Raw genomic sequence first — 24,822 nt, forward strand, 5'->3', positions numbered from 1 at the left:
TTAAAGCTCCATACTGCGATGAGACAACAGGCGGGAAAATGCGCCTTGAGATTGTCTCAGGCTTTCATAGTTGCCTTTTTCGATAATAAGTCCACTTTCCATCACCCAGATTTGATCATATTCCGGCGTTTCTTCCAGTAAGTGTGTAACCAATAGCGTGGTTTGCTGACTGGATGCCTGATTCAAGGCTGTCATTACCCGTTGCTCACTGTGAGCATCGAGACTGGCGGCGGGCTCGTCCAGCAGCAAAAGCTGGCGGGGATGCAATAAAGCCCTGGCGACAGCAATACGCTGTGCCTGCCCAACAGATAGCCGTGCTGCATTATCACCAATAACGGTGTTTATGCCATCGGGCAGTTCAGAGACAAACTCCGTAACATAGGCTTGTTGCATGACACTCTGAATTTGTTCCTGTGTCGCATCAAACTGACCAAGACAGATATTATCAAGTATGGTCTGTTCTGGCAGGTGAGGGTTTTGCCCAACCCAGCTTAATTGTTCACGCCATTTGTCGAGATCAAGTTCATTGAGTTCACTTCCATTGATTTTTAGTGAGCCGCGATAAGGAAGAAAACCGAGTAAGACATTTATAAGAGAACTTTTTCCCGCACCGCTTTTACCCACTAATGCAATACGCTGATGCTGCTCAATCGTAAAGTTCAAAGGGCCAGCAAGACGATGACCATCGTGCGACAAAATTTCCAGCTCATTTGCTTCAATACTGACAGCATTTTTATCTGACAGGATTTTTTTACCGCCGTATGAGGCATGTTCCTCATCGCTGGTTAACAGCGTGAAAAGTGATTCCGCCGCACCGATAGCCTGAGCTTTAGCATGGTAGAAAGTACCCAGATCACGTAGCGGCTGAAAAAATTCCGGAGCCAGGATAAGCGCCAGAAAACCGGCAAATAGTGTGATACCAAGGCCATAACTGCCAAAATGCAATTCTCCCAGATAAGAAAAACCAAAATAGACAGCGACAACGGCAATAGAAACAGCAGCAAAAAACTCTAGTACTGCAGAAGATAAAAACGCCATGCGCAGCACTTCCATCGTTCTGAGGCGGAAATCTTCAGTTGATTCGGTAATTTGCTTAACTTCAGCTTTTCCCCGATGGAATAAGCGCAATGTTTCGAGACCCCGCAAACGATCAAGAAAATTACCGCTTAACCGGCTGAGTGCAATAAAATTGCGTCGATTCGCATCTGCTGCTCCTAATCCGACTAATGCCATAAAAAGCGGAATCAAAGGTGCTGTTACCAATAAAATAACACCGGCAGCCCAATTGATTGGAAATACTGTCATCAGAATAAGCACTGGAATAGTGGCTGCGAGGGTCATTTGAGGTAAATAGCGGGAATAAAAATCCTGCATATCCTCGATCTGTTCCAGAATAATCGTTGCCCAGCTGCCAGCAGGTTTACCTTTTACCCAGACAGGCCCTAATTGGGTCAGCTTATCCAAAACCATACGGCGGATTTGCTGACGTACAACCTTGCCACAGATAAAGCCGATACGCTCCCGAATAGCACTGACAACCGCTCGCAGGGTAAAAGAAGCCAGTAGCATTGCAAATTGGCTGATAAGATTTTCACGGGGAACATGATCCATGACAAGCGCCTGAAGAATGGAAGCGAGCAGCCAGGCCTGAGAGATAATCAGTAGGCCACTAATCAGGCCCAATAGCATGGATAGACGAAGCCATCGACGAGCTGGGGTACTTTGTTGTTTCAGCCATCGAACCAGTTCAGATTGTCTTGTTTTGTCCATAAGAAAAATTTCAGATTAACAGATGATACAAAGTATCAAAACAAGCTGGTAACCACCTTGCCAGCTTCCGCGCACTATTTTATTTACAACACCATGCTATCTACAACACTATGCTATCTACAAAATGTTACTTACAAAAAATGCGCCCTGTTAAAAAGCGCTACCGGAATAGCGCTTTTAAGGGAGATAATTTTATTTGGTTGCCAGCCCGTCCAGAAAACGTTCAGCATCCAGTGCTGCCATACAGCCAGTACCGGCAGACGTAATCGCCTGACGATAAACATGGTCCATTACATCACCAGCGGCAAAAATACCCGGAATAGAAGTCTGAGTGGCATTTCCATGCAAACCTGACTGGACTTTGATATAACTGTTTTCCAGTTCAAGCTGCCCTGCAAAAATATCGGTATTCGGGCTGTGGCCGATAGCAATGAAAACACCGGCAACATCCAACTCTTCGGTGTTATCGCTCTTAGTATCGCGGATACGAACACCTGTTACGCCCATCTCATCACCCAAAACTTCGTCCAGAGTGCGGTCTGTATGCAGAATAATATTGCCGTTTTTAACTTTATCCATCAAACGGTCAATCAGGATCTTCTCTGAGCGGAAAGTATCACGACGGTGTATCAGGTGAACTTCAGATGCAATGTTTGCCAGATACAATGCTTCTTCAACAGCGGTATTACCACCACCGACAACTGCAACTTTTTGTTTACGGTAGAAGAAACCATCACAGGTTGCACAGGCAGAAACACCACGCCCCTTGAATTCTTCCTCGGAAGGTAAGCCTAAATAGCGAGCCGAAGCACCAGTTGCGATGATCAGAGCATCACAGCTATATTCTTGATCATCACCATACAGATGGAATGGTTTTTTTGAGAAATCAACTTTCCTAATGTGGTCGGAAACAATTTCTGTCTGAAACTTTTCAGCGTGCTGGAACATACGCTCCATCAAGCCAGGGCCTGTCAGCCCTTCAGGGTCACCGGGCCAGTTTTCAACTTCAGTCGTGGTGGTTAATTGGCCGCCTTTCTCAACCCCTGTAATGAGTACGGGACTTAGATTAGCACGGGCTGCATAAACAGCAGCAGTATAACCAGCAGGACCTGAGCCAAGAATGATGAGCTTACTGTGTTTGGCTGTACTCATGAATACCTCATTTCCATTATCACATATCGTGGATTTAGGGATTGTAGGAGAAATGATAAGTTAAAAAAAGCGATTATCAGATAAAATATTCATGTTATTAACGATTTTACCGATAGATAGTAACTATGATGTAATGGGAATGTAAGGAGTAAGTGCTTAACATTTTGAATTGAACATCATTTATGCGTTTTAGTCATGAAACGAGCGACTAAGGCGATTTACCGAAAATTTGTTTGGTATGTTGTTCTGATTTTTGTTCATTTACTTTGACAATCGGCTATGCATTTGCGAAAACATCTGTGTAAGAGATAATTATCTACCTCGCTAATCAATTGTTTCTATAGAATAGACAATTCTGAGGGGATGATTTTCTCATAGAATATTAAAAATTGCCGATAAGCTGCTTTCTGGGAAACCCAATGTTTTGGGAAAATCGTGTTTTGGGAAATTACATTCTGGAAGACGGTGTTCTAGTAAGTCGTATTTTGGTTAATCGAGTTCTGGGAAATTGTGTTCTGGAAGATTACGTGCAGGCCCCAAACCTTGGTTACAGATTGAGCTTTAGCCTTTGAAGACATCTTTTCCAGCTCAACTGCTTAAAAGAGATAGGGAAAATGTTATGGGTGTAGGAATATAAAGAGAGAGCAATAAGATGATAGATAATAAGAAGCGTCCAGGAAAAGATCTTGATCGCATAGACCGTAATATCCTTAATGAATTGCAGAAAGACGGCCGTATTTCTAATGTGGAATTATCCAAACGAGTAGGGTTATCACCAACTCCTTGTCTGGAGCGTGTACGTCGTTTAGAGCGTCAGGGTTTTATTTCTGGTTATACGGCGTTGTTGAATCCTCACTACCTGGATGCATCATTGCTGGTATTCGTTGAAATCACCCTGAATCGCGGAGCAGCAGATGTTTTTGAGCAGTTCAATACTGCCGTACAAAAACTTGAAGAAATTCAAGAGTGTCATTTAGTTTCTGGAGATTTTGACTACTTACTGAAAACACGTGTACCAGATATGTCTGCGTACCGTAAATTGCTGGGTGAAACCCTGCTACGCCTTCCGGGTGTTAACGATACTCGTACTTATGTAGTTATGGAAGAAGTGAAACAGAGTAACCGTCTGGTAATTAAGACTCGTTAAGCTTTTGTCTACAATGTACAGTGCATAGATGCAAAACAGGAAAAAGTTAGGTACACTCCTGTTTATGCATACAGTTTCAACGCTGAGCTGCCCTCAGCGTTGTTCCGTTTAATCTACAGGAAAACCTGGAGAGCCTTTCTTGAACCAGGAATATACAGAAGACAAACGTGTTAAATTAAAAAGAGTCAGCAGTGGCCGCAGGCTTCTGGAAGCCATTCTGTTGGTTATTGCTATATGTGCCGTCTACTTAATGGTAGCACTTGTCAGTTTTCATCCTTCCGACCCCAGCTGGTCCCAAACTGCCTGGCATGAGCCTGTCCATAATTTAGGTGGCAGTGTTGGTGCGTGGTTATCAGACATACTATTTTCCGCATTCGGTATTCTTGCCTATGCAGTCCCGCCATTGATCTTTTTAGGGTGTTGGAATGCTTTCCGTCAGAAAGATAGGCAAGAGTATGTAGATTTTTTCACGCTCGCATTACGTATTATTGGTGCCTTGGCACTTATCCTGACTTCATGTGGTTTAGCAGAACTTAATATTGATGATTTCAATGATTTTGCGTCAGGTGGTGTAGTTGGCAGTTTATTCAGTAACGCCGTTTTGCCGTGGCTCAATATTCTGGGTACCACTCTGGCCCTGCTTGGTATTTGGGTTATTGGATTTACGCTATTTACTGGTTGGTCCTGGCTTACTATTGCAGAAAAAATTGGCGCTTGTATTCTCGATTCAATTAGCTTTGTCCTCAATCGTAGCCGTCCTGAATCTGAATATGATGAAGAACAGGAAGAGCTGCTACTGGAAAAAGATGCAGTCTCTGCTTCCTCTGGAGCTGAAAAAGAATCTGGTCATAATGGGAATAAGCCTGCTACTGCTGACATTATGCAGAATTCAGGTATTGTCGATGAAGACGATGCGTTGTTGGTAACACCAACGGTAGCAGAATTAGCGAATATTGATTCAAAGCAGCCAGAAAGCGAAAAATCAGAAGAAAGCCTTTCTCCTGTCAGTATTTCATCTGGAAGCATTGCATCTGAGAGTGCTTCATTTGAACCTCTGGTTTCTATTGTTCCGGAAACAACTCAGGCTATATCAGAGCAGGCTGAGAATACTCAGGAAGCAGAACCTACCCGTTATACATTTGAACTGCCGGGTGATGAGCAAACAAGGAATATAACCGCAGAGTTTAGTAATGCGTCGCATACTGTGCCGGAACCAGACCTATCTCCAGCCAATATTCATTCAGCTACAGTGCAGGATATTTTAGCTGTGTCGCCATTACCTGATAACGATGATGAGTTGCAGCGTCCGGTAACAACTCCTGCTGTGTCAGTAAGAAACCCGCAGGTAAAACAAGGTATTGGTCCCGAGATGCCGAGACCGAACCCAGTACGGATACCGACTCGCCGTGAATTGTATGGCGTTAAAGTTCCTTCTCATCGTTTGGCTGAACATTTACAGCGAAAAGAAAAGGAGAGACAGGAAGAGCTTAATGCTGAGGCTGAAGAACAGAAAATGGATGCGCAACAACAAGATATGCTGCGCCAGCAATTTCTTGATCAGCAACGTGAGCGTTACGGCAGTGATGTTGAAAAAGAGCCTAAAGAGGATGCAGAGTTGTTTAACTATGCTCCAAACGAGACTGTTCTTGATAACACATATGACGATACAGCAGTAGAGGCTCCAGCTGAGCGACCTATCAATAATGTTGACGAGCAGGCAGAGCAGGAAGAAATGTTGCGGCAAGCATTTGAGCAGCAGCAGAGTGAGCGCTACCAAAACCAGACTACCGCTTTACAACAGCCTGAAAAATCTGTGTTTGAATATCTTTCACAAATTGATAGTTCAGATAAATCAGTGCCAACAGAGCCACTCTTTATGCCTTCTGAGTTCATACCTGTAGAAGATATTGCACAACCAGAACAGGAAAAAAATGTTCCGCCTGTTTCAAGTGTTTCAGCAATTTCTCCTGTTCCGAGTGTTTCCCACGAGGCAGAAGTCCGGCATAATTTTGCGCAGCAACCGCAGCAACCGCAGCAACCGCAGCAACCGCAGCAACCGCAGCAACCGCAGCAACCGCAGCAACCGCAGCAACCGCAGCAACCGCAGCAACCGCAGCAACCGCAGCAACCGCAGCAACCGCAGCAACCACAGCAAAGCCTGTTCCATCCATTTTTGGTGCGTAATGATCAACCATTACCTAAACCAACTACACCGATGCCTTCTCTCGATCTTCTGGCAGCTCCGCCAGCAGAAGAAGAACCTGTCGACATGTTCGCTCTGGAACAGACTTCACGTTTAATTGAATCTCGCCTGAATGATTATCGGGTCAAGGCTGATGTTGTCGGGTTTTCGCCTGGCCCTGTGATTACCCGGTTCGAGCTGGATCTGGCTCCCGGCGTTAAAGCTTCGCGTATTTCCAATCTATCCCGTGATCTTGCTCGTTCACTTTCAGCTGTAGCTGTCAGGATTGTAGAAGTGATACCGGGACTGCCTTATGTCGGTCTGGAGTTACCTAATAAAAAACGTCAGACCGTTTATTTGCGAGAAGTATTGGACTGCGAAAAATTCCGTGATAACCCCTCACCTTTAACCATCGTTTTAGGGAAAGATATCGGGGGGCAGCCTGTTGTGGCTGATTTAGGGAAGATGCCGCACTTACTGGTTGCAGGGACGACCGGTTCGGGTAAATCTGTGGGGGTTAATGCGATGATCCTCAGCATCCTGTATAAAGCAAAACCCGAAGATGTCCGCTTTATCATGATCGACCCGAAAATGCTCGAACTATCTGTTTATGAAGGCATACCACATCTGTTAACTGAAGTCGTTACAGATATGAAAGATGCAGCTAACGCATTGCGTTGGTGTGTTAATGAAATGGAACGCCGTTATAAACTGATGTCAGCTTTAGGTGTGCGCAATATTGCAGGTTATAACGATAAGATCAAACAGGCAGAGCAAATGGGCCGTCCTATTCCTGATCCATTCTGGAAACCCGGTGACAGCATGGATGTGGAACACCCTGTTCTGAAAAAAGAGCCTTATATCGTTGTGATGGTCGATGAGTTTGCCGACCTAATGATGACGGTAGGGAAAAAAGTAGAAGAGTTGATTGCCCGTCTGGCCCAGAAAGCAAGGGCAGCAGGTATCCATCTGGTGCTGGCAACCCAGCGTCCTTCTGTTGATATTATTACAGGTCTGATTAAAGCTAATATTCCTACGCGAATTGCCTTCACCGTTTCCAGTAAAATTGATTCCCGTACTATTCTTGATCAGGGTGGTGCAGAATCACTGCTTGGCATGGGGGATATGCTTTATTTAGCGCCAAATTCATCTATTCCTGTACGTGTTCACGGGGCTTTCGTGCGTGATCAGGAAGTTCATGAAGTTGTTAATGACTGGAAAGCTCGTGGTCGCCCTCAATATATTGATAGTATTATTAAAGGGGGTGAAGATGGTGAAGGCGGTTTGGGATTGGATAGTGATGAAGAGTTGGACCCTCTGTTCGATCAAGCTGTAGAGTTTGTGATTGAAAAACGTCGGGTGTCTATTTCCGGAGTACAACGTCAATTCCGCATTGGTTATAATCGGGCAGCCCGTATCGTAGAACAGATGGAAGCTCAGCAAATTGTCAGTACGCCGGGTCATAATGGTAATCGTGAGGTTTTAGCTCCTCCGCCACACGAACACTGATAATAATATGAATTGAAGGTACTCACACATGAAAAAACTGATGTTGATTGGCTGTCTGATGATGGGATTGAGCGTGAGTTCTGCATGGGCTGATGCTGCCCATGATTTGCAGGAACGTTTGAGTAAGGTAAATAGCTTTCATGCAAATTTTACCCAGACAGTTACCAGTAATGATGGCTCAGCGATTCAAAATGGTGAAGGTCAACTTTGGGTTAAACGTCCTAATTTGTTTAACTGGCATATGACATCACCTGATGAAAGTACTTTGATTTCTGACGGTAAGACATTGTGGTTTTATAATCCTTTTGTCGAACAAGTTACGGCCAATTGGCTGAAAGATGCTACGGGGAATACGCCATTTATGTTGATTGCCCGTAATGATTCAGCTGATTGGAAACAATACAAAGTGACCCAAAATGGTAATCATTTTGAGTTGACACCTAAGAGTGCTAGCAGGAATCTTAAGTATTTTTCAATCACAGTGACACCAGATGGCACTATTCAGAAATTTACTGCTGTTGAACAAGATGGACAGAAAAGTGCTTATCAGTTGAAAGGGCAGCAGAACACGAGTGTAGATGCGTCAAAATTTAAATTCACTCTGCCAGAAGGTGTGACGCTGGACGATCAACGCCAGTGAGGTTTAATTGAACAATCTTTCTCTTGATTTTTCACAGAATGAATTTCAGCCATTGGCCGCAAAAATGCGGCCAATCACGTTAGATCACTATATTGGTCAGCAGCATTTATTAGCGGAAGGTAAACCCTTACCAAAAGCTATTCGTGCGGGTCAACTCCATTCTATGATTTTATGGGGACCACCCGGCACGGGAAAGACCACATTAGCTGAAATCATTGGTTATTATGCGCAGGCAGATATTGAACGTATTTCTGCGGTGACTTCTGGTATCAAAGAGATCCGGGAATCCATCGAAAAAGCACGGCAAAATCGCAATGCAGGTCGTAGAACAATTCTATTTGTTGATGAAGTTCACCGATTTAATAAAAGCCAGCAAGATGCATTTCTGCCACATATTGAAGATGGCACAATTACATTTATTGGTGCTACAACCGAAAATCCCTCCTTTGAATTAAATTCAGCTCTGTTATCACGGGCACGAGTCTATTTACTGAAATCCCTTTCGCCAGCAGAAATAGAACAAGTGCTGACTCAGGCCATAAATGATAAAGAACGTGGTCTTGGTGGACAAAATATTGTGTTGCCGGAAGATACCCGGCAGATACTCGCAGAGCTGGTAGCCGGTGATGCGCGCCGTTCACTGAATCTGCTGGAAATGATGTCAGATATGGCAGAAATTGATGCGGAAGGCCAGCGGATTCTGACAATTGAACTACTGAAAGAAGTCAGTGGGGAAAGAAGTGCACGCTTTGATAATAAAGGTGACAGATATTACGATCTAATATCGGCCTTACATAAATCAATCCGCGGCTCAGCACCAGATGCTGCACTATATTGGTATGCGCGGATCATCACTGCCGGCGGTGACCCTCTTTATGTTGCCCGACGTTTACTGGCGATAGCTTCTGAAGATGTTGGTAATGCAGATCCTCGTGGGATGCAGGTAGCCATTGCTGCATGGGATTGTTTCACGCGTGTCGGAGCCGCAGAAGGAGAGCGGGCCATTGCGCAGGCGATTGTTTATCTTGCCTGTGCCCCTAAAAGCAATGCTGTTTATACTGCATTTAAAGCGGCTATGGCCGATGCTCAGGAGAAGCCTGATTATGATGTCCCGGCTCATTTGCGTAATGCCCCAACGAAGCTGATGAAAGAGATGGGATATGGTGAAGCATACCGTTATGCGCATGATGAGCCTAATGCTTATGCCGCCGGAGAGATTTATTTTCCGCCTGAGATGCAAAAGACAACTTATTACCATCCGACTAACAGAGGATTGGAAGGTAAAATCGGTGAAAAATTAAACTGGCTAATGTCGCAGGATCAAAATAGTCCAATAAAACGCTATCGTTAATGTGGCTGATACGGTAATGTTGGTATGTTAAAAAACCTCTATCAGTCTGCTTAGTCCAGACTGATTTTATTACTGTTTTACCAATAACTTTTTTCTCAATAACAAACAAGCACAGGAATAGCATGCTCGATCCAAATATGCTGCGTAATGAGCTAGACGCAGTCGCCGAAAAACTGGCTCGCAGGGGTTATACCCTTGATGTGGAGACGGTGCGTAAACAAGAAGAGCGCCGTAAACTTTTACAAGTTGAAACTGAAACCCTGCAAGCAGAACGTAATTCCCGATCGAAATCTATTGGTGCAGCGAAAGCCCGTGGTGAGGATATTGAACCACTGCGTCAGGAAGTCAATCAATTGGGAGAAAAGCTGGATACAGCAAAAGCGGAATTGGAAGCATTACAGGTTGAGATCCGTGATCTTGCACTGAGTATGCCGAATATTCCTGATGATTCTTCTCCTGATGGTAAAGATGACAGCGATAACGTAGAGATCAGCCGTTGGGGTGAGCCGCATCAGTATAATTTTGAAGTGAAAGATCACGTATCATTGGGTGAATTGACTGATGGTCTTGATTTTGCGGCAGCAGTGAAATTAACGGGTGCGCGTTTTGTGGTAATGAAAGGCCAGATTGCCCGTTTGCACCGTGCATTGGCGCAGTTTATGCTGAATTTGCATACTGAACAACATGGTTATCTGGAAACCTATGTTCCTTATTTGGTCAACCATGACACTCTGTTTGGTACAGGTCAGCTGCCTAAATTTGGTGAAGATTTATTCCATACTAAAGCGCTGGAAGAAGAATCTGGTAGTAACTATGCGCTGATCCCGACTGCGGAAGTACCGGTGACTAACTTAGTGCGTGGTGAAATTCTGGATGAGAAAGATCTTCCTTTGAGAATGACGGCACATACGCCTTGTTTCCGATCTGAAGCGGGTTCTTATGGTCGTGATACCCGTGGCCTGATCCGTATGCACCAGTTTGATAAAATCGAGCTGGTTCAGATTGTCCATCCTGAGAAATCAATGGAAGCACTGGAAGAACTGACGGGACATGCGGAAAAAGTATTGCAGTTACTAAACCTGCCGTACCGTAAGATGTTGTTGTGTACCGGAGATATGAGTGCAAGTTCAAGAAAAACTTACGATTTGGAAGTGTGGCTACCGGCCCAGAATACTTATCGTGAAATTTCATCTTGTTCTAACATGTGGGATTTTCAGGCTCGTCGTATGCAGTCTCGTTTCCGCAGTAAAGATGATAAGAAAACCCAGCTGGTACATACACTGAATGGCTCAGGTCTGGCTGTTGGCCGTACCCTGGTTGCAGTGATGGAAAACTATCAGCAGGAAGATGGCCGAATTGAAGTTCCGGCAGTATTACGCCCTTATATGAATGGACTGGAATATATTGGTTAATAACTGCTTATTCTAAGTAATAAAAAAGCGCCTAGTGAGGCGCTTTTTTATTTAATGACATATACGTTTTTAGTTAGAGAAAAATAATAAACACTGAAATAGCGCTTATTATAGATATTGAAAGAAAAAACTTTAGACAATTAAATCTGATTGTGTTTGTTTGTCTTCCTGTGCATAAAAAATGCTGCGGTACGTTGTATAATAAACAAGAAGGCTCATGGGCAAGGTGATAATGAAGCCTAAAAGTAAGGGGATCGCTGATGCAAACATCATAATACCCATGAGTAAGAAAAACAGAAAACCACCCAATAAATTTTTCTTTACAGCACTCAGACTCATTGACACTGCGTCACCAAATTTCAGATTATTGATAATAATCAGTGCAGGGGCAAACCAGATAAATGCAAGAGCAATAATGGCGAAAACACAGAACACAAGACACGCCCACATAAAAGAAGGGATAGCCTGAATCAATAGTAGTGGGTCTGGATTTACCTCTTGAGAGGCTAAAATAAAATCGATCATACCAAAGCCTGCAATAAAAATAGCAGCAATGACTCCAAGTGCACATATTCCTATGTAAAGAGCACCAACAGCAACCAGTGAACCTAATTTTTCTTTAAATCCGTAAAAGAGTAAATCTATCTTAAAGTCCCCTGTAGTCCTCTGTTTTTCAGCAGCAGCGATAACACCAGCAACAAGTACCGGACCGAATAAACCCACTAAAAAATTAATAAATGGAATAAAATTCAATACTGAAATAATGGCGAAATAGACTAATGTAAACAGTATCCACTGTAATGGATTTGCTTTAAACATTTTCCAGGCATCGCCAATCCATTCAGTTGCAGCACCAGCACCTACAGCCTGACCTTCACGAATGAAAATTTCTTTTTCTTTAGTTAGGGAAATATTACCTTCCCCAGAGTTGAGTTCGATATCTTGATTATTCATTTTTTTCGCTTTATTTGATTGAATGATAATTTCCAAATTAAATATTAACTAAATCCATCCTGGAAGATTTCTGGATAAGTTAGGTAGAATTGTTCCATGAAAGCCATTAATCAACAAGGGTTAATTTATTTCCGATTAAAGGATTATCATTCTATTTTTCATTTATATTGAGGAATAAGATTATTTAATATTTTAGGTTAATGCCCTTTGTATTACAGTGGGTATTTACTATATAAGTTATTTAAAATCAGTACTATTTCAAGATAATTTCATATGAAACTAGTAGTTAGATAATCATATAATATAATTTTTCATTTAAAATTTATTTGATTTTCAGATTAAATGTAATTAAAACGCCTTTATGATCGGATGGCCATACTCCTTTTGGTGTTACAAATTTATCATCCGAAGATTCTTTAACCCTTTGGCTTTTAACTATGCTACTGGAAGGGCCGACAATGAACGCATCTTTCACCAGTAACTGTGGGCTAGGATAGTAAAAAATATAATCAATCCGATCACGTTCATCTGCTTTTGGTGCCCAGGTAAGCTTATTGATTGCGACATCTGGATTATTTGCTACCCAAGTAAAACCGGGATATTTAACTGGATCAGGGTATTTAGTGCGATAGGTATCAAGATAGCCAGCTTCGGCTAGTAATTTGGTACTTGTCCAAGGAACGATAGCTCCATGATGATCAAATAGTTCTTTGGTTGCCTCAGTCCAATCCAGCCAGGAAGGCTCATTAAAATCACCAGCCATGATAACGATTTTTTTATTATTAAGTTCATTCTTAGCATCAGGGATAAATGCCTGAATTGAAGCAGGGCGTCCAGAATTATTATTTACATTCAAGATATCGTTTAGATTAGTATCAGGGCCATTTGGTAGTTCACTCCAGTTATTTGCATCATATCCTCTGGGTAGGTAAGTGGCATAATTGTGGTAATCTAAATGCCCTGCATAAAACTCAATATTTTCTCCACTTATATTAATTGATGCTTTTGTAAAGCTATTAATATCACTATGTTGATTAATAGGATATTTCGAAAGAATACCGACATCATTTCCTGATCTATAAGTATAATATTTATAGCCTTTATCATTAAGACTTTTTGATAACTGTGAAGTAAAATCAGAATGATAGTTTCTTACTTCACTAAGTGAAATAATATCGGCGTTTGAGTTTATAATTGTATTTACTATTCCACCATAACCTCCTGTAACTTGAGTTCCTTCCTGCCAGATATTTAATGTAAGAGCTTTTAGTTGAATATTATTGTTCTTATCTGCGATATCAAAAATGACAGGGTGACTTAGTTGATTGTCATTTTTTCCTTTGAGTAAAAAAGCGATATAGCGTCCGGGGCCTAATGTGAGGGCATTCAGGGTATATATTCCTTTTTTTCCAATAATATATTTCAATTTATATGGTCTATGAGTGGAATATTGATGCCATGAGTTATTATCTGAGGGGTTTAGATGAGTATTTGAATCAGATTTAAATTTCCAGATTCCAATCCAGGTTGTATCTCCAGTCTTTGATTTATTGTAACTTAATAAAATATTATCATTAGAATGATATATTTTTTTATCTGACTTTAATTCTTTTTCATTTGCTTGTGAGCTCAAAGAAATAAAAAATACATAACATGCTAAAATATAAATTATTATATTACTCATTGGGTAATCCTCTGTGTGTGAAAATTAAATTTATTTACTCACAAAATGTGAAAGATGGCTTATATATTATTGGCTGATTTTCTATGACTATTAACTAGTATAGTTCATGACGGAAATAGAACGGGAAAATGTCATAATTTAAACTAAACGATAGTTAAATAAGACGGCATTTGGAAAAAACTGGCTGCAATTTATGATTGAGCCAGTAATTATTTAATTTGAGGAATAATAAATATGTACTTAATCCAATGGGTTTTAAGTTGTATCGCAGCCCACTAGAGATTACTTGAAAGCCGATGAGTATATTTAATTAATAAATAACCTGATGGCCATAGCTCATCAGAATTTCTTTTACTCTTTCCATCGTCTCTTTCGACGGTGGTTTTACGTCTTCCAGCTTATATTCTTCACCCATAGCAACCCATTTATGTTTACCAAGTTCATGATAGGGAAGTAACTCAATTTTTTCGATGTTCTTCATATCATTGATGAACTCTCCCAGCATATGGACAGATTTGTCATCATCTGACCATCCGGGAACAACGACATAACGAATCCACGTTTTTTGATTACGTTTTGCCAGATAACGAGCAAATTCGAGTGTTCGGTGATTGGAAACGCCAACCAGTTCCCGGTGGATATCATCGTTAAGGTGTTTCAGATCCAGCATGACTAAATCGGTATCATCCAGTAGCTCATCAATCACCGGCTCATAGCGTCGGACAAAGCCATTGGTGTCTAAACAGGTATGAATCCCCTCGGCATGGCAGGCCCTGAACCAGTCACGAACGAATTCAGCCTGAAGGATTGCTTCCCCACCAGAAGCTGTCACTCCACCTCCGGAAGCATTCATAAAATGACGATAAGTTGTCGCTTCTTTTATAAGTTCTTCGACTGTTACTGCTTTGCCAGTGTGAGTGTCCCATGTATCGCGATTATGGCAATAAAGGCAACGCATCAGGCAACCCTGAAAAAATACAATAAAACGAATACCCGGGCCATCAACGGTTCCGCAGGATTCAAAAGAGTGGATACGGCCAAGTACGGGCATGGGAAGATTTCTCCAAAAACTGACAGGATAATAAAGGCCCCGATTGCAAAGGGGCCTTGAAGTGTATGCTGTTTCATTTCATCAAAATTGTCTTATTAAAACAATGACATTTTTGAGGTAATACGCAGCAGGATGTTTACATTGTCTGGGTAAATGTACGGGTAATCACATCCTGTTGTTGTTCTTTAGTCAGAGAGTTAAAGCGTACAGCATAGCCGGATACACGGATTGTCAATTGAGGATATTTCTCAGGATTTTCCATAGCATCCAGTAACATCTCGCGGTTCATGACGTTAACATTCAGGTGTTGGCCACCTTCAATATTGCTGGCTTCATGATGGAAATAACCATCCATTAGAGCTGCCAAGTTGGCTCTGCGCACGTCATCATTTTTACCCAGGGCATTAGGTACGATGGAGAAGGTATAAGAAATACCATCTTTTGCGTAAGCAAATGGCAGTTTAGCCACTGAAGTCAGTGAAGCAATTGCCCCTTTCTGGTCACGGCCATGCATTGGGTTAGCACCCGGACCGAATGGTGCACCTGCACGACGTCCATCTGGCGTGTTACCGGTTTTTTTACCATAAACAACGTTAGAAGTAATAGTTAACACAGACTGAGTTGGAGTTGCATTGCGATAGGTTTGTAACTTCTGAATTTTCTTCATGAAGCGTTCAACCAAATCACAAGCGATATCATCAACCCGCGCGTCATTATTACCAAACTGTGGATATTCACCTTCAATTTTGAAATCAACAGCCAGACCGTTTTCGTCACGGATTGGGGTTACTTTTGCATATTTGATCGCGGATAAAGAATCGGCTGCTACAGATAATCCTGCGATACCACATGCCATCGTACGGTGAACATCACGATCATGAAGTGCCATTAAAGAAGCTTCATAGCTGTATTTATCATGCATATAGTGGATGATATTCAGCGCGGTGACATACTGTTTTGCCAGCCAGTCCATAAAGTGATCCATACGTTCGGTGACGGTGTCATAATCCAAAACGTCATCTTTTATTGGCTCTTCTTTTGGACCAACCTGCATTTTCAGTTTTTCATCCATACCGCCGTTGATGGCATACAGCATGGTTTTTGCCAGGTTTGCGCGGGCACCGAAGAACTGCATTTGTTTACCAACAATCATCGGGCTGACACAACATGCAATAGCATAGTCATCGCTGCTGAAATCAGGACGCATCAGGTCATCGTTTTCATATTGCAGAGATGAAGTATCAATGGATACTTTTGCCGCGTATTTTTTGAAATTAGTAGGCAGTTTTTCAGACCACAGGATGGTCATGTTAGGTTCCGGAGATGGTCCCATTGTGTACAGGGTATTCAGGAAACGGAAACTGTTTTTGGTAACAAGAGTACGACCGTCCAGCCCCATACCAGCGATAGATTCAGTTGCCCAAATAGGGTCGCCGGAGAACAGCTCATCGTATTCTGGAGTACGCAGGAAGCGAACCATACGCAGTTTCATGACCAAATGGTCGATCAGCTCTTGCGCGTCTTGCTCTGTCAGTTTTCCTGCATGTATATCGCGCTCGATGTAGATATCCAGGAAGCTGGATACACGACCGAAAGACATCGCAGCACCATTTTGGGATTTTACTGCCGCCAGATAAGCGAAATAAGTCCACTGTACTGCTTCTTTGGCATTAGTCGCCGGGGCAGAGATATCGTAGCCATATTTAGCGGCCATCTCTTTAATCTGGCCTAGAGCGCGATACTGTTCTGAAATTTCTTCACGCAGGCGGATAGTTGCTTCAAGGTCTTCACCGTTTTCCAGTTTTTCCTGCAATGAAGTGAATTGTGCATATTTTTCATCACGCAGAAAATCAATACCGTACAGAGCAACACGACGGTAATCACCGATGATACGACCACGACCGTAAGCATCTGGCAGACCTGTCAATACACCTGATTTACGGCATTTCAGAATATCAGGGGTATAAACATCAAACACACCCTGATTGTGAGTTTTACGGTATTCAGTAAAAATTTGTTTCAGTTTCGGATCCAGCTCCCGATCATATGCCTTGCAGGAACCTTCAACCATTTTGATCCCGCCGAATGGGATAATGGCACGTTTCAGAGGCGCTTCAGTTTGCAGGCCAACAATTTGTTCCAGAGTTTTTTCAATATAACCAGCATCATGGGAGGTTATTGTAGACGCAACGTTAGTATCAAAATCAACCGGCGCATGAGTGCGGTTTTCAATTTTGATACCTTCCATGACTTTTTCCCACAAAATATCTGTCGCTTTTGTGGCACTCGCAAGGAATGATTCATCACCTTCATACGGAGTATAGTTTTTCTGAATAAAGTCACGAACATTGACTTCATTCTGCCAGTTACCCTCGTTAAAGCCTTGCCATGCTACGGAGAATTTTTCATTTAACTCGGACATGATATTTTTACCTTTTAACAGTAGAACTTGTAAAAAATTGGGTGTGGAAGCAAATGAAGATCAGCGGCTGCCACGTAAATAAATGAACCAGTAAGTTAACCCAACCAATATCGAACCGCCGATGATGTTACCCATCGTTACAGGGATCAGATTATCAGTAATGAAATTTGAAATTGTCAGTTGGGGAAATTGCTCTGGTGTTGCTCCGACTTTTTCCCAAAACTCAGTTGGAGCGAATTCTTTAATAATAATCCCGAAAGGAATTAAAAACATGTTAGCAATGCTGTGTTCAAAGCCGCTGGCAACGAACATACCAATTGGCAGAATTAATGCAGATAATTTATCAATAAGGCTGCGGCCTGCGTAGCTCATCCAGACGGCAAGGCATACCATCAGGTTAGCCAGAATGCCTAAGCACAAAGCCTCGACAAAAGTATGGTGCATTTTGTGGTCAGCGACCTGTAATACATTCAGCCCCCAGAAACCATTGGCAACGGCATATTGGCCTGACAGCCACATCAAGGTGACAAAGAACAGGGCACCGATCAGATTACCGATATAAACGTGCAGCCAGTTTTTGAACATTTGTGACCAGGTAATACGGCCGGTTGCTTTCGAAACAATAGTTAACACTGTGGAAGTGAAGAGGTCTACACCAAATACGACGACCAGCATCAGCCCTAAAGAGAAACATACTCCACCGGTTAATTTTGCTAAGCCATAGGGAATAGAAGAAGTTCCTGTTGTAGCCGTAATATAAAAAACAAATGCAATGGAAATAAATACACCAGCCATAATTGCTGATAAATAAGTCACTGCTGGATTTTTGTTGACTTTATAGACACCACTATCATCAGCAATTTGTGCCATTACAGCAGGTGGAAATAGGTTAAAAGTGTCGTCAGTTTTCATACTAACACTCTCTTTATCTTAGGTTAATTATAGCACGTAATGATAGTAACAAACGGACACTGACATGAATTTGATATGGATCATATTAAATTGAAAGTTCAGTGATATATGACTAGCTAAATAACGTTTTTCGATTCTAACAAATTGATTTTTAAATTAAAAATATTTTTTAAAATTTATAAAAAAATTTTATATAAGGAATTTGGTGTGAAATAGACGAAAGGTAAAATAACAGGTTAAATTGTCATTTATTTGTTATTTTAAATAAAATTCAATTTAACCTGATTTTTACTTTTGTTAATTAATAAGCATTAATTTAACAGTTTATATATTTCAGATTATTTACACCAAAAAGTGCGTTTAGCTTTTTGTAGTTTTTCATAAGCATTTAATAATGCCTGATGAGCTGGTAATGCTTTTAATTCTGAATCGACAGACCACAGCCCGTGGAAACAATTTTTACCAGTTAGAGCTGAAGAGGCGGCATCAACTGTATCCTGGCCATACATTTTGACAAATGCCTGATAATACTGGCTTGGGTTACGATCTTCTTCCTGGGTTAATAGCAGCAATGTATGTAGGCAGCGATAATAATTTGCTCTTTCGGCGGTGAAGACAGAAGAGTTGAAATCTTGTGTCCACTCAACCCAGATCAGAGCTTGCTCCAGATCATTACCAACCAGCGCCAGCATAGATTTCAGTTCACCAATTCTTAAATTGCTCCAGCCATTGTCTTTACCTGAGGCGATCCCTAACAATTCGCGAACACGGGTAAAATCATCCAGCCCTTCTTCGTCTATCTGCTCAAGAAACGCCAGATACTCTTCAGGCTGCCACTGGCTATCCGGTAAGGCCAGAATGGTATCACGCAGGTGAGTTCCCATCGTATTATTAGCAATGTGCAAATCTTCAACCGGATAAATATCTGACATCCCCGGTACCAGAATACGGCAGGCATAAACACCAAGATGCTCATAGTCAGCAATATAGACTTCGGCACTCAGAGTATTGAAAATGCCCATCAGGGTTGCAAATTCTTCTTCGGTTGTACCACTGAAATTCCAGTCGGCAAATTCGTAATCAGCATCCTGTTTGAACAGATCCCAGCTGATTGCTCCGCTTGAGTCAATGAAATGGGTTTCAAGGTTAGTGTGCTCAGAAACTTCTTCATCATCAAAAGTAGGTGCTGTGAAGACATCCAGATCTTTCAGGCTGCGGCCCTGTAAAAGCTCAGTGACGGTACGCTCCAGTGCAACGCCAAATTCAGGGTGAGCACCAAAAGAAGCAAAACAGGTACCGTTATTCGGGTTAAACAGAACAACGCAGATAACCGGGAACTGACCGTCCAGAGAAGCATCGTAGCAATAAAGCGGGAAGCCTTCTTCCTGTAATTTATTGACTGATGCTACAACGCCGGGATAGCGATCCATGATAGTCTGCGGAATTTCAGGCAGGCTAATGCATTCTGCGATGATGCGGTTTTTCACATAACGTTCGAATACCTCGGACAGCCCCTGAACACGGGCTTCATTCTTGGTATTACCGGCTGACATGCCATTTGAAACATACAGGTTCCCAACAATATTCATTGGGATATAGACAGTTTCATTATCAGACTGACGGGTAAAAGGCAGGGCACAGATCCCACGTTCTTCATTACCGGACTGTAAATCAACCAGCTGGCTGGCATAAAGTTCATTATCCGGGTTGTAAAAACGGTGCAGATGTTCGTCCAGAATACCTGCTGGCAGGGAATCATCTTCCGGTAAAGGGAACCACTTTTCGTTCGGGTAATGAACAAAATCGCCCTGAGCTACGGCTTCACCAAGATAAAAATCAGCGAAAAAATAGTTAGTTGATAGACGTTCAAAGTATTCACCTAACGCAGAGGCCAATGCCGCTTTTTTACTGGCTCCTTTGCCGTTAGTAAAACAGAGTGGGCAGTCACGATCGCGGATGTGTACTGACCAGACATTAGGAACAGGGTTCAGCCATGAGGCTTCTTCAATATTGAAACCCAGTGCGCTCAGTTTCTGTTGGAAATTATTAATAGAGTCTTCTAATGCGGCATCTTTGCCTGGAATGTAGGTCTGCGTCATCATTATTCACTTTGATTTCTGTAAAGAGTTACATATCATACGGCGTTTTTTTTGTCTCCTCTATTTAATTCCCAAAAATTATTGTTAATTAGAGTTTATTTATTTGCCCAATACATACTAGAATAGCTTTTTTTACAAGAGGTTGAATGATGAAAAGTATTAAAAAAACAGCAATAGCCAGCTTTTTGGCTTTAGTCAGCGGTTCTGCATTTGCATTGCCAAACATTACTGTTCTGGCAACGGGTGGCACAATCGCTGGTGGTGGTGAATCTGCAACTAAATCCAGCTACACTGCGGGTCAAGTTGGTGTTGATTCATTGCTGGATGCTGTTCCTGCTATCAAAAACATTGCTAATCTGAAAGGTGAGCAGGTTGTTAGCATCGGTTCCCAGGACATGAACGATCAGGTTTGGCTGACTCTGGCGAAAAAGATCAATGCAGATTGTGATAAAACTGACGGTTTTGTCATCACCCACGGTACAGACACCATGGAAGAAACTGCTTATTTCCTCGATCTGACCACTCAATGTCATAAACCTATCGTAATGGTTGGCGCAATGCGTCCATCAACGGCTCTGGGTGCTGATGGTCCATTGAACCTCTATAATGCTGTTGTTGTAGCGTCAGATAAAGGCTCTGCAAACCGTGGTGTTTTACTTGCTATGAATGATTCTGTAATTCATGGACGTGACATCGGTAAACTGAGCACAACTGAAGTTCAGGCTTTCCAGGCAGTGAATGCAGGTCCACAAGGCTTCATTCATAACGGTAAAGTAAATTACTACTCTGCGGCACCGGTGAAATCAGATAAAGCTGTTTTTGATGTCAGCAAACTGACTGAACTGCCAAAAGTAGGTATTGTGTATAACTACTCTAATGCTTCCGATCTGCCGGTTAAAGCATTTGTAGAGAATGGTTATAAAGGTATTATCAGTGCTGGTGTTGGTAACGGTAACATCTATAAGTCTATTCTGGACTCTCTGTCACAGGCGGCTAAAGATGGTGTTGTTGTTGTTCGTTCCAGCCGTATTCCTTTCGGTTTCACTACTCAGAATGCTGAAGTTAATGACAGCAAATACGGTTTTGTTGCATCAGAACGCCTGAACCCGCAGAAAGCTCGTGTTCTTCTGCAATTGGCTCTGACTGAGACTGCTGACACAGCAAAAATTCAGGAAATGTTTTCTAAATATTAATTCCTGAATTAAATATACAGAAAGGCGCTTTTAGGCGTCTTTTTGTTTTTTTAATGTCCTTCATTGGAAGACATTAATCGATATTTTACTTCCACTGTGGCTATATATGTTTTTTACAAAAGAGATGTTATAGATGAAAAACAATACATTGAATATGTGAACTTATTAACATGTTGAATTTTTTATAATATTGGAAGTATAAATTTATTATTTTCGTTTTTTTAAATACATTTCCTTCTCATTGGCATAGAACCAAAAAGAAAGGTTCTATTTTAACTTAATAAAATATGTGGTTTATTTTTTAATTATCTCAGATTAAAAGAATATACTTAATTGGTATTTTATTATGATTAATTTAAATTCGTGTTACATATAATTTGATGCTAATTTTCTTATTTAAATAGGCTGGATTTATATAATCAGAACAATAGTGTTTCGGCGTAATAGTTGAATGTATTTTATTTAATTCCTGAATTTTTGACTATAAACAATGTGTTCAAGATGTGTTGCTTTGGCAAGGAAGAGAATCCCCTGGAGCACAGATAACGGTATATTGATAAAAATGGAGGCAGGGGTGAATGAGCGAAACAAACAAAGAGGCAACCTGAAAGACGACGGATATATAAGCAGTATTGTCCGGTAGCCATTATGCCCTGGTTGGTAACAATCTAGTAATAACCATTGCAGAGGTAGAGCGGGAGTGATAAAACCAATGCATCCGATTTTATTGTATCCGTAATGATAGGGTGGAGTTAATGAGTCAGGTATATAATTTCAGTGCTGGTCCAGCCATGTTACCAGCAGAAGTATTACGTCGTGCAGAGCAGGAACTTTGTAACTGGCATGGACTGGGAACATCCGTTATGGAAATCAGTCATCGCAGTAAAGAGTTTATGTCGGTTGCGTCTGAAGCAGAAAAAGATCTCCGGGATTTATTATCGATACCTGAAAATTACAAAGTGCTGTTCTGTCATGGTGGTGCTCGTGGTCAGTTTTCAGCTCTGCCATTAAATCTGCTTGGTGATAAAACGTCAGCAGACTATATCGTTGGCGGTTATTGGGCCGAAAGTGCAGCTAAAGAAGCCGCAAAATATTGCACACCCAATGTCATTAATATTCTTACCGAAACAGATGGCGTTAAAAGTGTGAAGCCAATGAATGAATGGGATTTGAGTAATGATGCGGCCTATGTGCATTATTGCCCTAATGAAACCATTGGTGGTATTGCTATTTTTGAAGAGCCTGATTTTGGTGATGATAAAATTGTTATTGCTGATTACTCTTCAACCATTCTTTCTGCACCAATCGATGTGAGCCGCTATGGGGTTATTTATGCAGGCGCTCAGAAAAACATCGGTCCGGCTGGGATTACCGTCGTTATTATTCGTGAAGATTTATTGGGTAAAGCCCATAAGCACACGCCATCCATTCTGGATTACACCGTGCAGGTGAACAACGATTCTATGTATAACACACCACCAACATTTGCATGGTATCTCTCTGGTATGGTGTTCAAGTGGCTGAAAGAGCAGGGTGGATTACAAGAAATCAAGAAACGCAATCATGCCAAAGCGAAATCTCTGTATCAGGCGATTGATAACAGTGATTTTTATATCAACGGTGTTGGGCCACAAAACCGCTCTATTATGAATATACCTTTCCAGTTAGCTAATCCTGCTCTCGACGGTAAGTTTTTAGAAGAAGCCTATGCGCATGGTTTGCATGCATTGAAAGGGCACAAAGTTGCCGGAGGTGCCAGAGCTTCAATTTATAATGCGATGCCTCATGAAGGGGTATTGGCATTGGTTGAGTTTATGGCTGATTTTGAACGCCGCAATGCATAATGATTTTCTTTATCGGGGGGATGAATCCCCCCGATATGAGTTTTTTAAATCGATAACTAATTAAAAATACAAGAATTACCAACCGGAGATCCTGCCGTTTATGCAATCCCTGACGTTACAACCCATCTCTCACATTCATGGAACTATTAATTTACCCGGCTCTAAAAGTGTTTCCAATCGTGCGCTGTTACTTGCTGCTCTTGCTCAGGGAACAACATGCCTGACCAATTTATTGGACAGTGATGATATTCGCCATATGCTCAATGCGTTAACAGCGCTGGGTATTTCCTATCGGTTGTCTGAAGATCGTACTACCTGTGAGGTTGATGGCATTGGTGGAGTAATAACCGATAAAAATGGGCTGGAACTGTTTTTGGGAAATGCAGGAACAGCGATGCGTCCACTGGCTGCTGCATTGTGTCTCGGAAATAATGACGTAGTGTTAACCGGTGAGCCACGGATGAAAGAGCGTCCGATTGGTCATTTAGTGGATGCTTTATGTCAGGCTGGGGCAAAAATTGACTATCTTGAACAGGAAAATTACCCACCAGTGCGAATCAGAGGTGGTTTCTCAGGTGGAAAAATGACTGTTGATGGCAGTGTTTCCAGTCAATTCCTGACCGCATTACTGATGGCCGCTCCTTTAGCATTAAATGATAGCGAAATTGATATCAAAGGAGATTTGGTTTCTAAACCATACATTGATATTACGCTGGCATTAATGAACAGTTTCGGTGTAACTGTAGAAAACGATCACTATCAGGTTTTCCGGATCAAAGGGCAACAGAAGTACCAGTCTCCCGGGCACTATCTGGTTGAAGGTGATGCTTCTTCTGCATCATATTTTCTTGCTGCCGCAGCAATTAAAGGCGGAACCGTGCGTGTTACAGGTATTGGTAAAAACAGTTTACAGGGTGATACAAAATTTGCCGATGTTCTGGAAAAGATGGGCGCAATCATACGTAAGGAAGATGATTTTGTAGAATGTGAACGTGGCACACTGACTGGTATCGATATGGATATGAATGCCATTCCTGATGCGGCCATGACTATCGCGACAACGGCATTGTTTGCTAAAGGTGAAACCGTTATCCGCAATATCTATAACTGGCGGGTAAAAGAGACTGATCGTCTTAATGCGATGGCAACAGAACTACGTAAAGTGGGAGCTGAAGTAGAAGAAGGGCATGATTACATTCGCATTATTCCACCAGCAAAACTTAACCATGCGGAAATTGAAACCTACAATGATCACCGGGTAGCAATGTGTTTTTCATTAGTGGCTCTTTCAGATACCCCTGTGACGATCCTTGATCCCGGTTGTACAGCCAAGACATTCCCCGATTATTTTAAGCAACTTAAATCTATCAGTGATACTCCTAGTGAAAATTGTTGATTAATGATGATGTATTTATTCCACTCATTCTCCGAGTAGGTATAATAAGCTCATATTTCTGCTGCTCACTTATTGAGCAGTGTTCTGCATTAGGTGAGTGACCT

General features: G+C 41.9%; 16 protein-coding genes. 8 read left to right on the top strand and 8 right to left on the bottom strand.

Translation table 11 applies throughout. The annotated features are described in order from the left end of the window. Together cydD and trxB are read right to left on the bottom strand one after the other, a co-directional pair. Complete coding sequence (gene cydD, locus AACS92_RS07080) at window positions 1-1,770, bottom strand: heme ABC transporter permease/ATP-binding protein CydD (RefSeq protein ID WP_099110685.1); 1,770 nt, start codon at window positions 1,768-1,770, stop codon at window positions 1-3. 192 nt (window positions 1,771-1,962) lie between these two features. Beyond that, a complete protein-coding gene (gene trxB, locus AACS92_RS07085) occupies window positions 1,963-2,922 on the bottom strand; it encodes a thioredoxin-disulfide reductase (RefSeq protein ID WP_099110686.1) in 960 nt (319 codons plus the stop codon). Window positions 2,923-3,574: 652 nt separating this feature from the next. Here trxB and lrp point away from each other — a divergent pair. The 5 genes from lrp (at window position 3,575) to serS (ending at window position 11,163) form a co-directional block, all read left to right on the top strand. Then, complete coding sequence (lrp, locus tag AACS92_RS07090) at window positions 3,575-4,069, top strand: leucine-responsive transcriptional regulator Lrp (RefSeq protein WP_004256338.1); 495 nt, start codon at window positions 3,575-3,577, stop codon at window positions 4,067-4,069. 139 nt (window positions 4,070-4,208) lie between these two features. Continuing rightward, entirely contained in the window at window positions 4,209-7,760 is a 3,552-nt protein-coding gene (locus tag AACS92_RS07095) for a DNA translocase FtsK 4TM domain-containing protein (RefSeq protein ID WP_099110687.1), read from the top strand. A gap of 28 nt (window positions 7,761-7,788) precedes the next feature. Continuing rightward, on the top strand, window positions 7,789-8,400 hold the full coding sequence (gene lolA / locus AACS92_RS07100; RefSeq protein WP_099110688.1) for an outer membrane lipoprotein chaperone LolA: 612 nt from the start codon (window positions 7,789-7,791) through the stop codon (window positions 8,398-8,400). A 7-nt stretch (window positions 8,401-8,407) separates the two neighbouring features. Then, window positions 8,408-9,751, top strand: a complete 1,344-nt coding sequence (locus tag AACS92_RS07105; RefSeq protein WP_099110689.1) for a replication-associated recombination protein A — start codon at window positions 8,408-8,410, stop codon at window positions 9,749-9,751. Between the two features lie 122 nt (window positions 9,752-9,873). Continuing rightward, a complete protein-coding gene (gene serS / locus AACS92_RS07110; protein WP_099110690.1) occupies window positions 9,874-11,163 on the top strand; it encodes a serine--tRNA ligase in 1,290 nt (429 codons plus the stop codon). Window positions 11,164-11,295: 132 nt separating this feature from the next. Here serS and AACS92_RS07115 read toward each other — a convergent pair whose 3' ends face one another. The 6 genes from AACS92_RS07115 to ycaO form a co-directional block, all read right to left on the bottom strand. Further along, complete coding sequence (locus AACS92_RS07115; RefSeq protein ID WP_099110730.1) at window positions 11,296-12,117, bottom strand: BPSS1780 family membrane protein; 822 nt, start codon at window positions 12,115-12,117, stop codon at window positions 11,296-11,298. Between the two features lie 322 nt (window positions 12,118-12,439). Further along, window positions 12,440-13,801: an endonuclease/exonuclease/phosphatase family protein gene (locus AACS92_RS07120; RefSeq protein WP_099110691.1), complete on the bottom strand. Its 1,362-nt coding sequence runs from the start codon at window positions 13,799-13,801 to the stop codon at window positions 12,440-12,442. Between the two features lie 310 nt (window positions 13,802-14,111). Next, a complete protein-coding gene (gene pflA / locus AACS92_RS07125) occupies window positions 14,112-14,852 on the bottom strand; it encodes a pyruvate formate lyase 1-activating protein (protein ID WP_099110692.1) in 741 nt (246 codons plus the stop codon). A gap of 136 nt (window positions 14,853-14,988) precedes the next feature. Next, window positions 14,989-17,274 (bottom strand): formate C-acetyltransferase, encoded by a 2,286-nt coding sequence (pflB, locus tag AACS92_RS07130; RefSeq protein WP_099110693.1) that lies wholly within the window; start codon window positions 17,272-17,274, stop codon window positions 14,989-14,991. Window positions 17,275-17,334: 60 nt separating this feature from the next. Then, the gene (gene focA / locus AACS92_RS07135) at window positions 17,335-18,186 is read right to left on the bottom strand and encodes a formate transporter FocA (RefSeq protein WP_099110694.1); all 852 of its coding nucleotides are present in this window, start codon (window positions 18,184-18,186) and stop codon (window positions 17,335-17,337) included. 338 nt (window positions 18,187-18,524) lie between these two features. Continuing rightward, window positions 18,525-20,285 carry a 30S ribosomal protein S12 methylthiotransferase accessory factor YcaO gene (gene ycaO, locus AACS92_RS07140; RefSeq protein ID WP_099110695.1) on the bottom strand — a complete coding sequence of 587 codons (1,761 nt, stop codon included), beginning with the start codon at window positions 20,283-20,285 and terminating at the stop codon, window positions 18,525-18,527. A 149-nt stretch (window positions 20,286-20,434) separates the two neighbouring features. Between ycaO and ansB the strand changes: the two genes are divergently transcribed. The 3 genes from ansB (at window position 20,435) to aroA (ending at window position 24,718) form a co-directional block, all read left to right on the top strand. Beyond that, on the top strand, window positions 20,435-21,478 hold the full coding sequence (gene ansB / locus AACS92_RS07145; protein ID WP_099110731.1) for an L-asparaginase 2: 1,044 nt from the start codon (window positions 20,435-20,437) through the stop codon (window positions 21,476-21,478). Window positions 21,479-22,233: 755 nt separating this feature from the next. Continuing rightward, complete coding sequence (gene serC / locus AACS92_RS07150) at window positions 22,234-23,322, top strand: 3-phosphoserine/phosphohydroxythreonine transaminase (protein ID WP_099110696.1); 1,089 nt, start codon at window positions 22,234-22,236, stop codon at window positions 23,320-23,322. Between the two features lie 100 nt (window positions 23,323-23,422). Beyond that, the gene (gene aroA, locus AACS92_RS07155; protein WP_099110697.1) at window positions 23,423-24,718 is read left to right on the top strand and encodes a 3-phosphoshikimate 1-carboxyvinyltransferase; all 1,296 of its coding nucleotides are present in this window, start codon (window positions 23,423-23,425) and stop codon (window positions 24,716-24,718) included. Window positions 24,719-24,822 lie beyond the last annotated feature (104 nt).

The sequence above is a fragment of the Xenorhabdus sp. KJ12.1 genome (assembly GCF_963876495.1).
Lineage (GTDB): Bacteria > Pseudomonadota > Gammaproteobacteria > Enterobacterales > Enterobacteriaceae > Xenorhabdus > Xenorhabdus stockiae.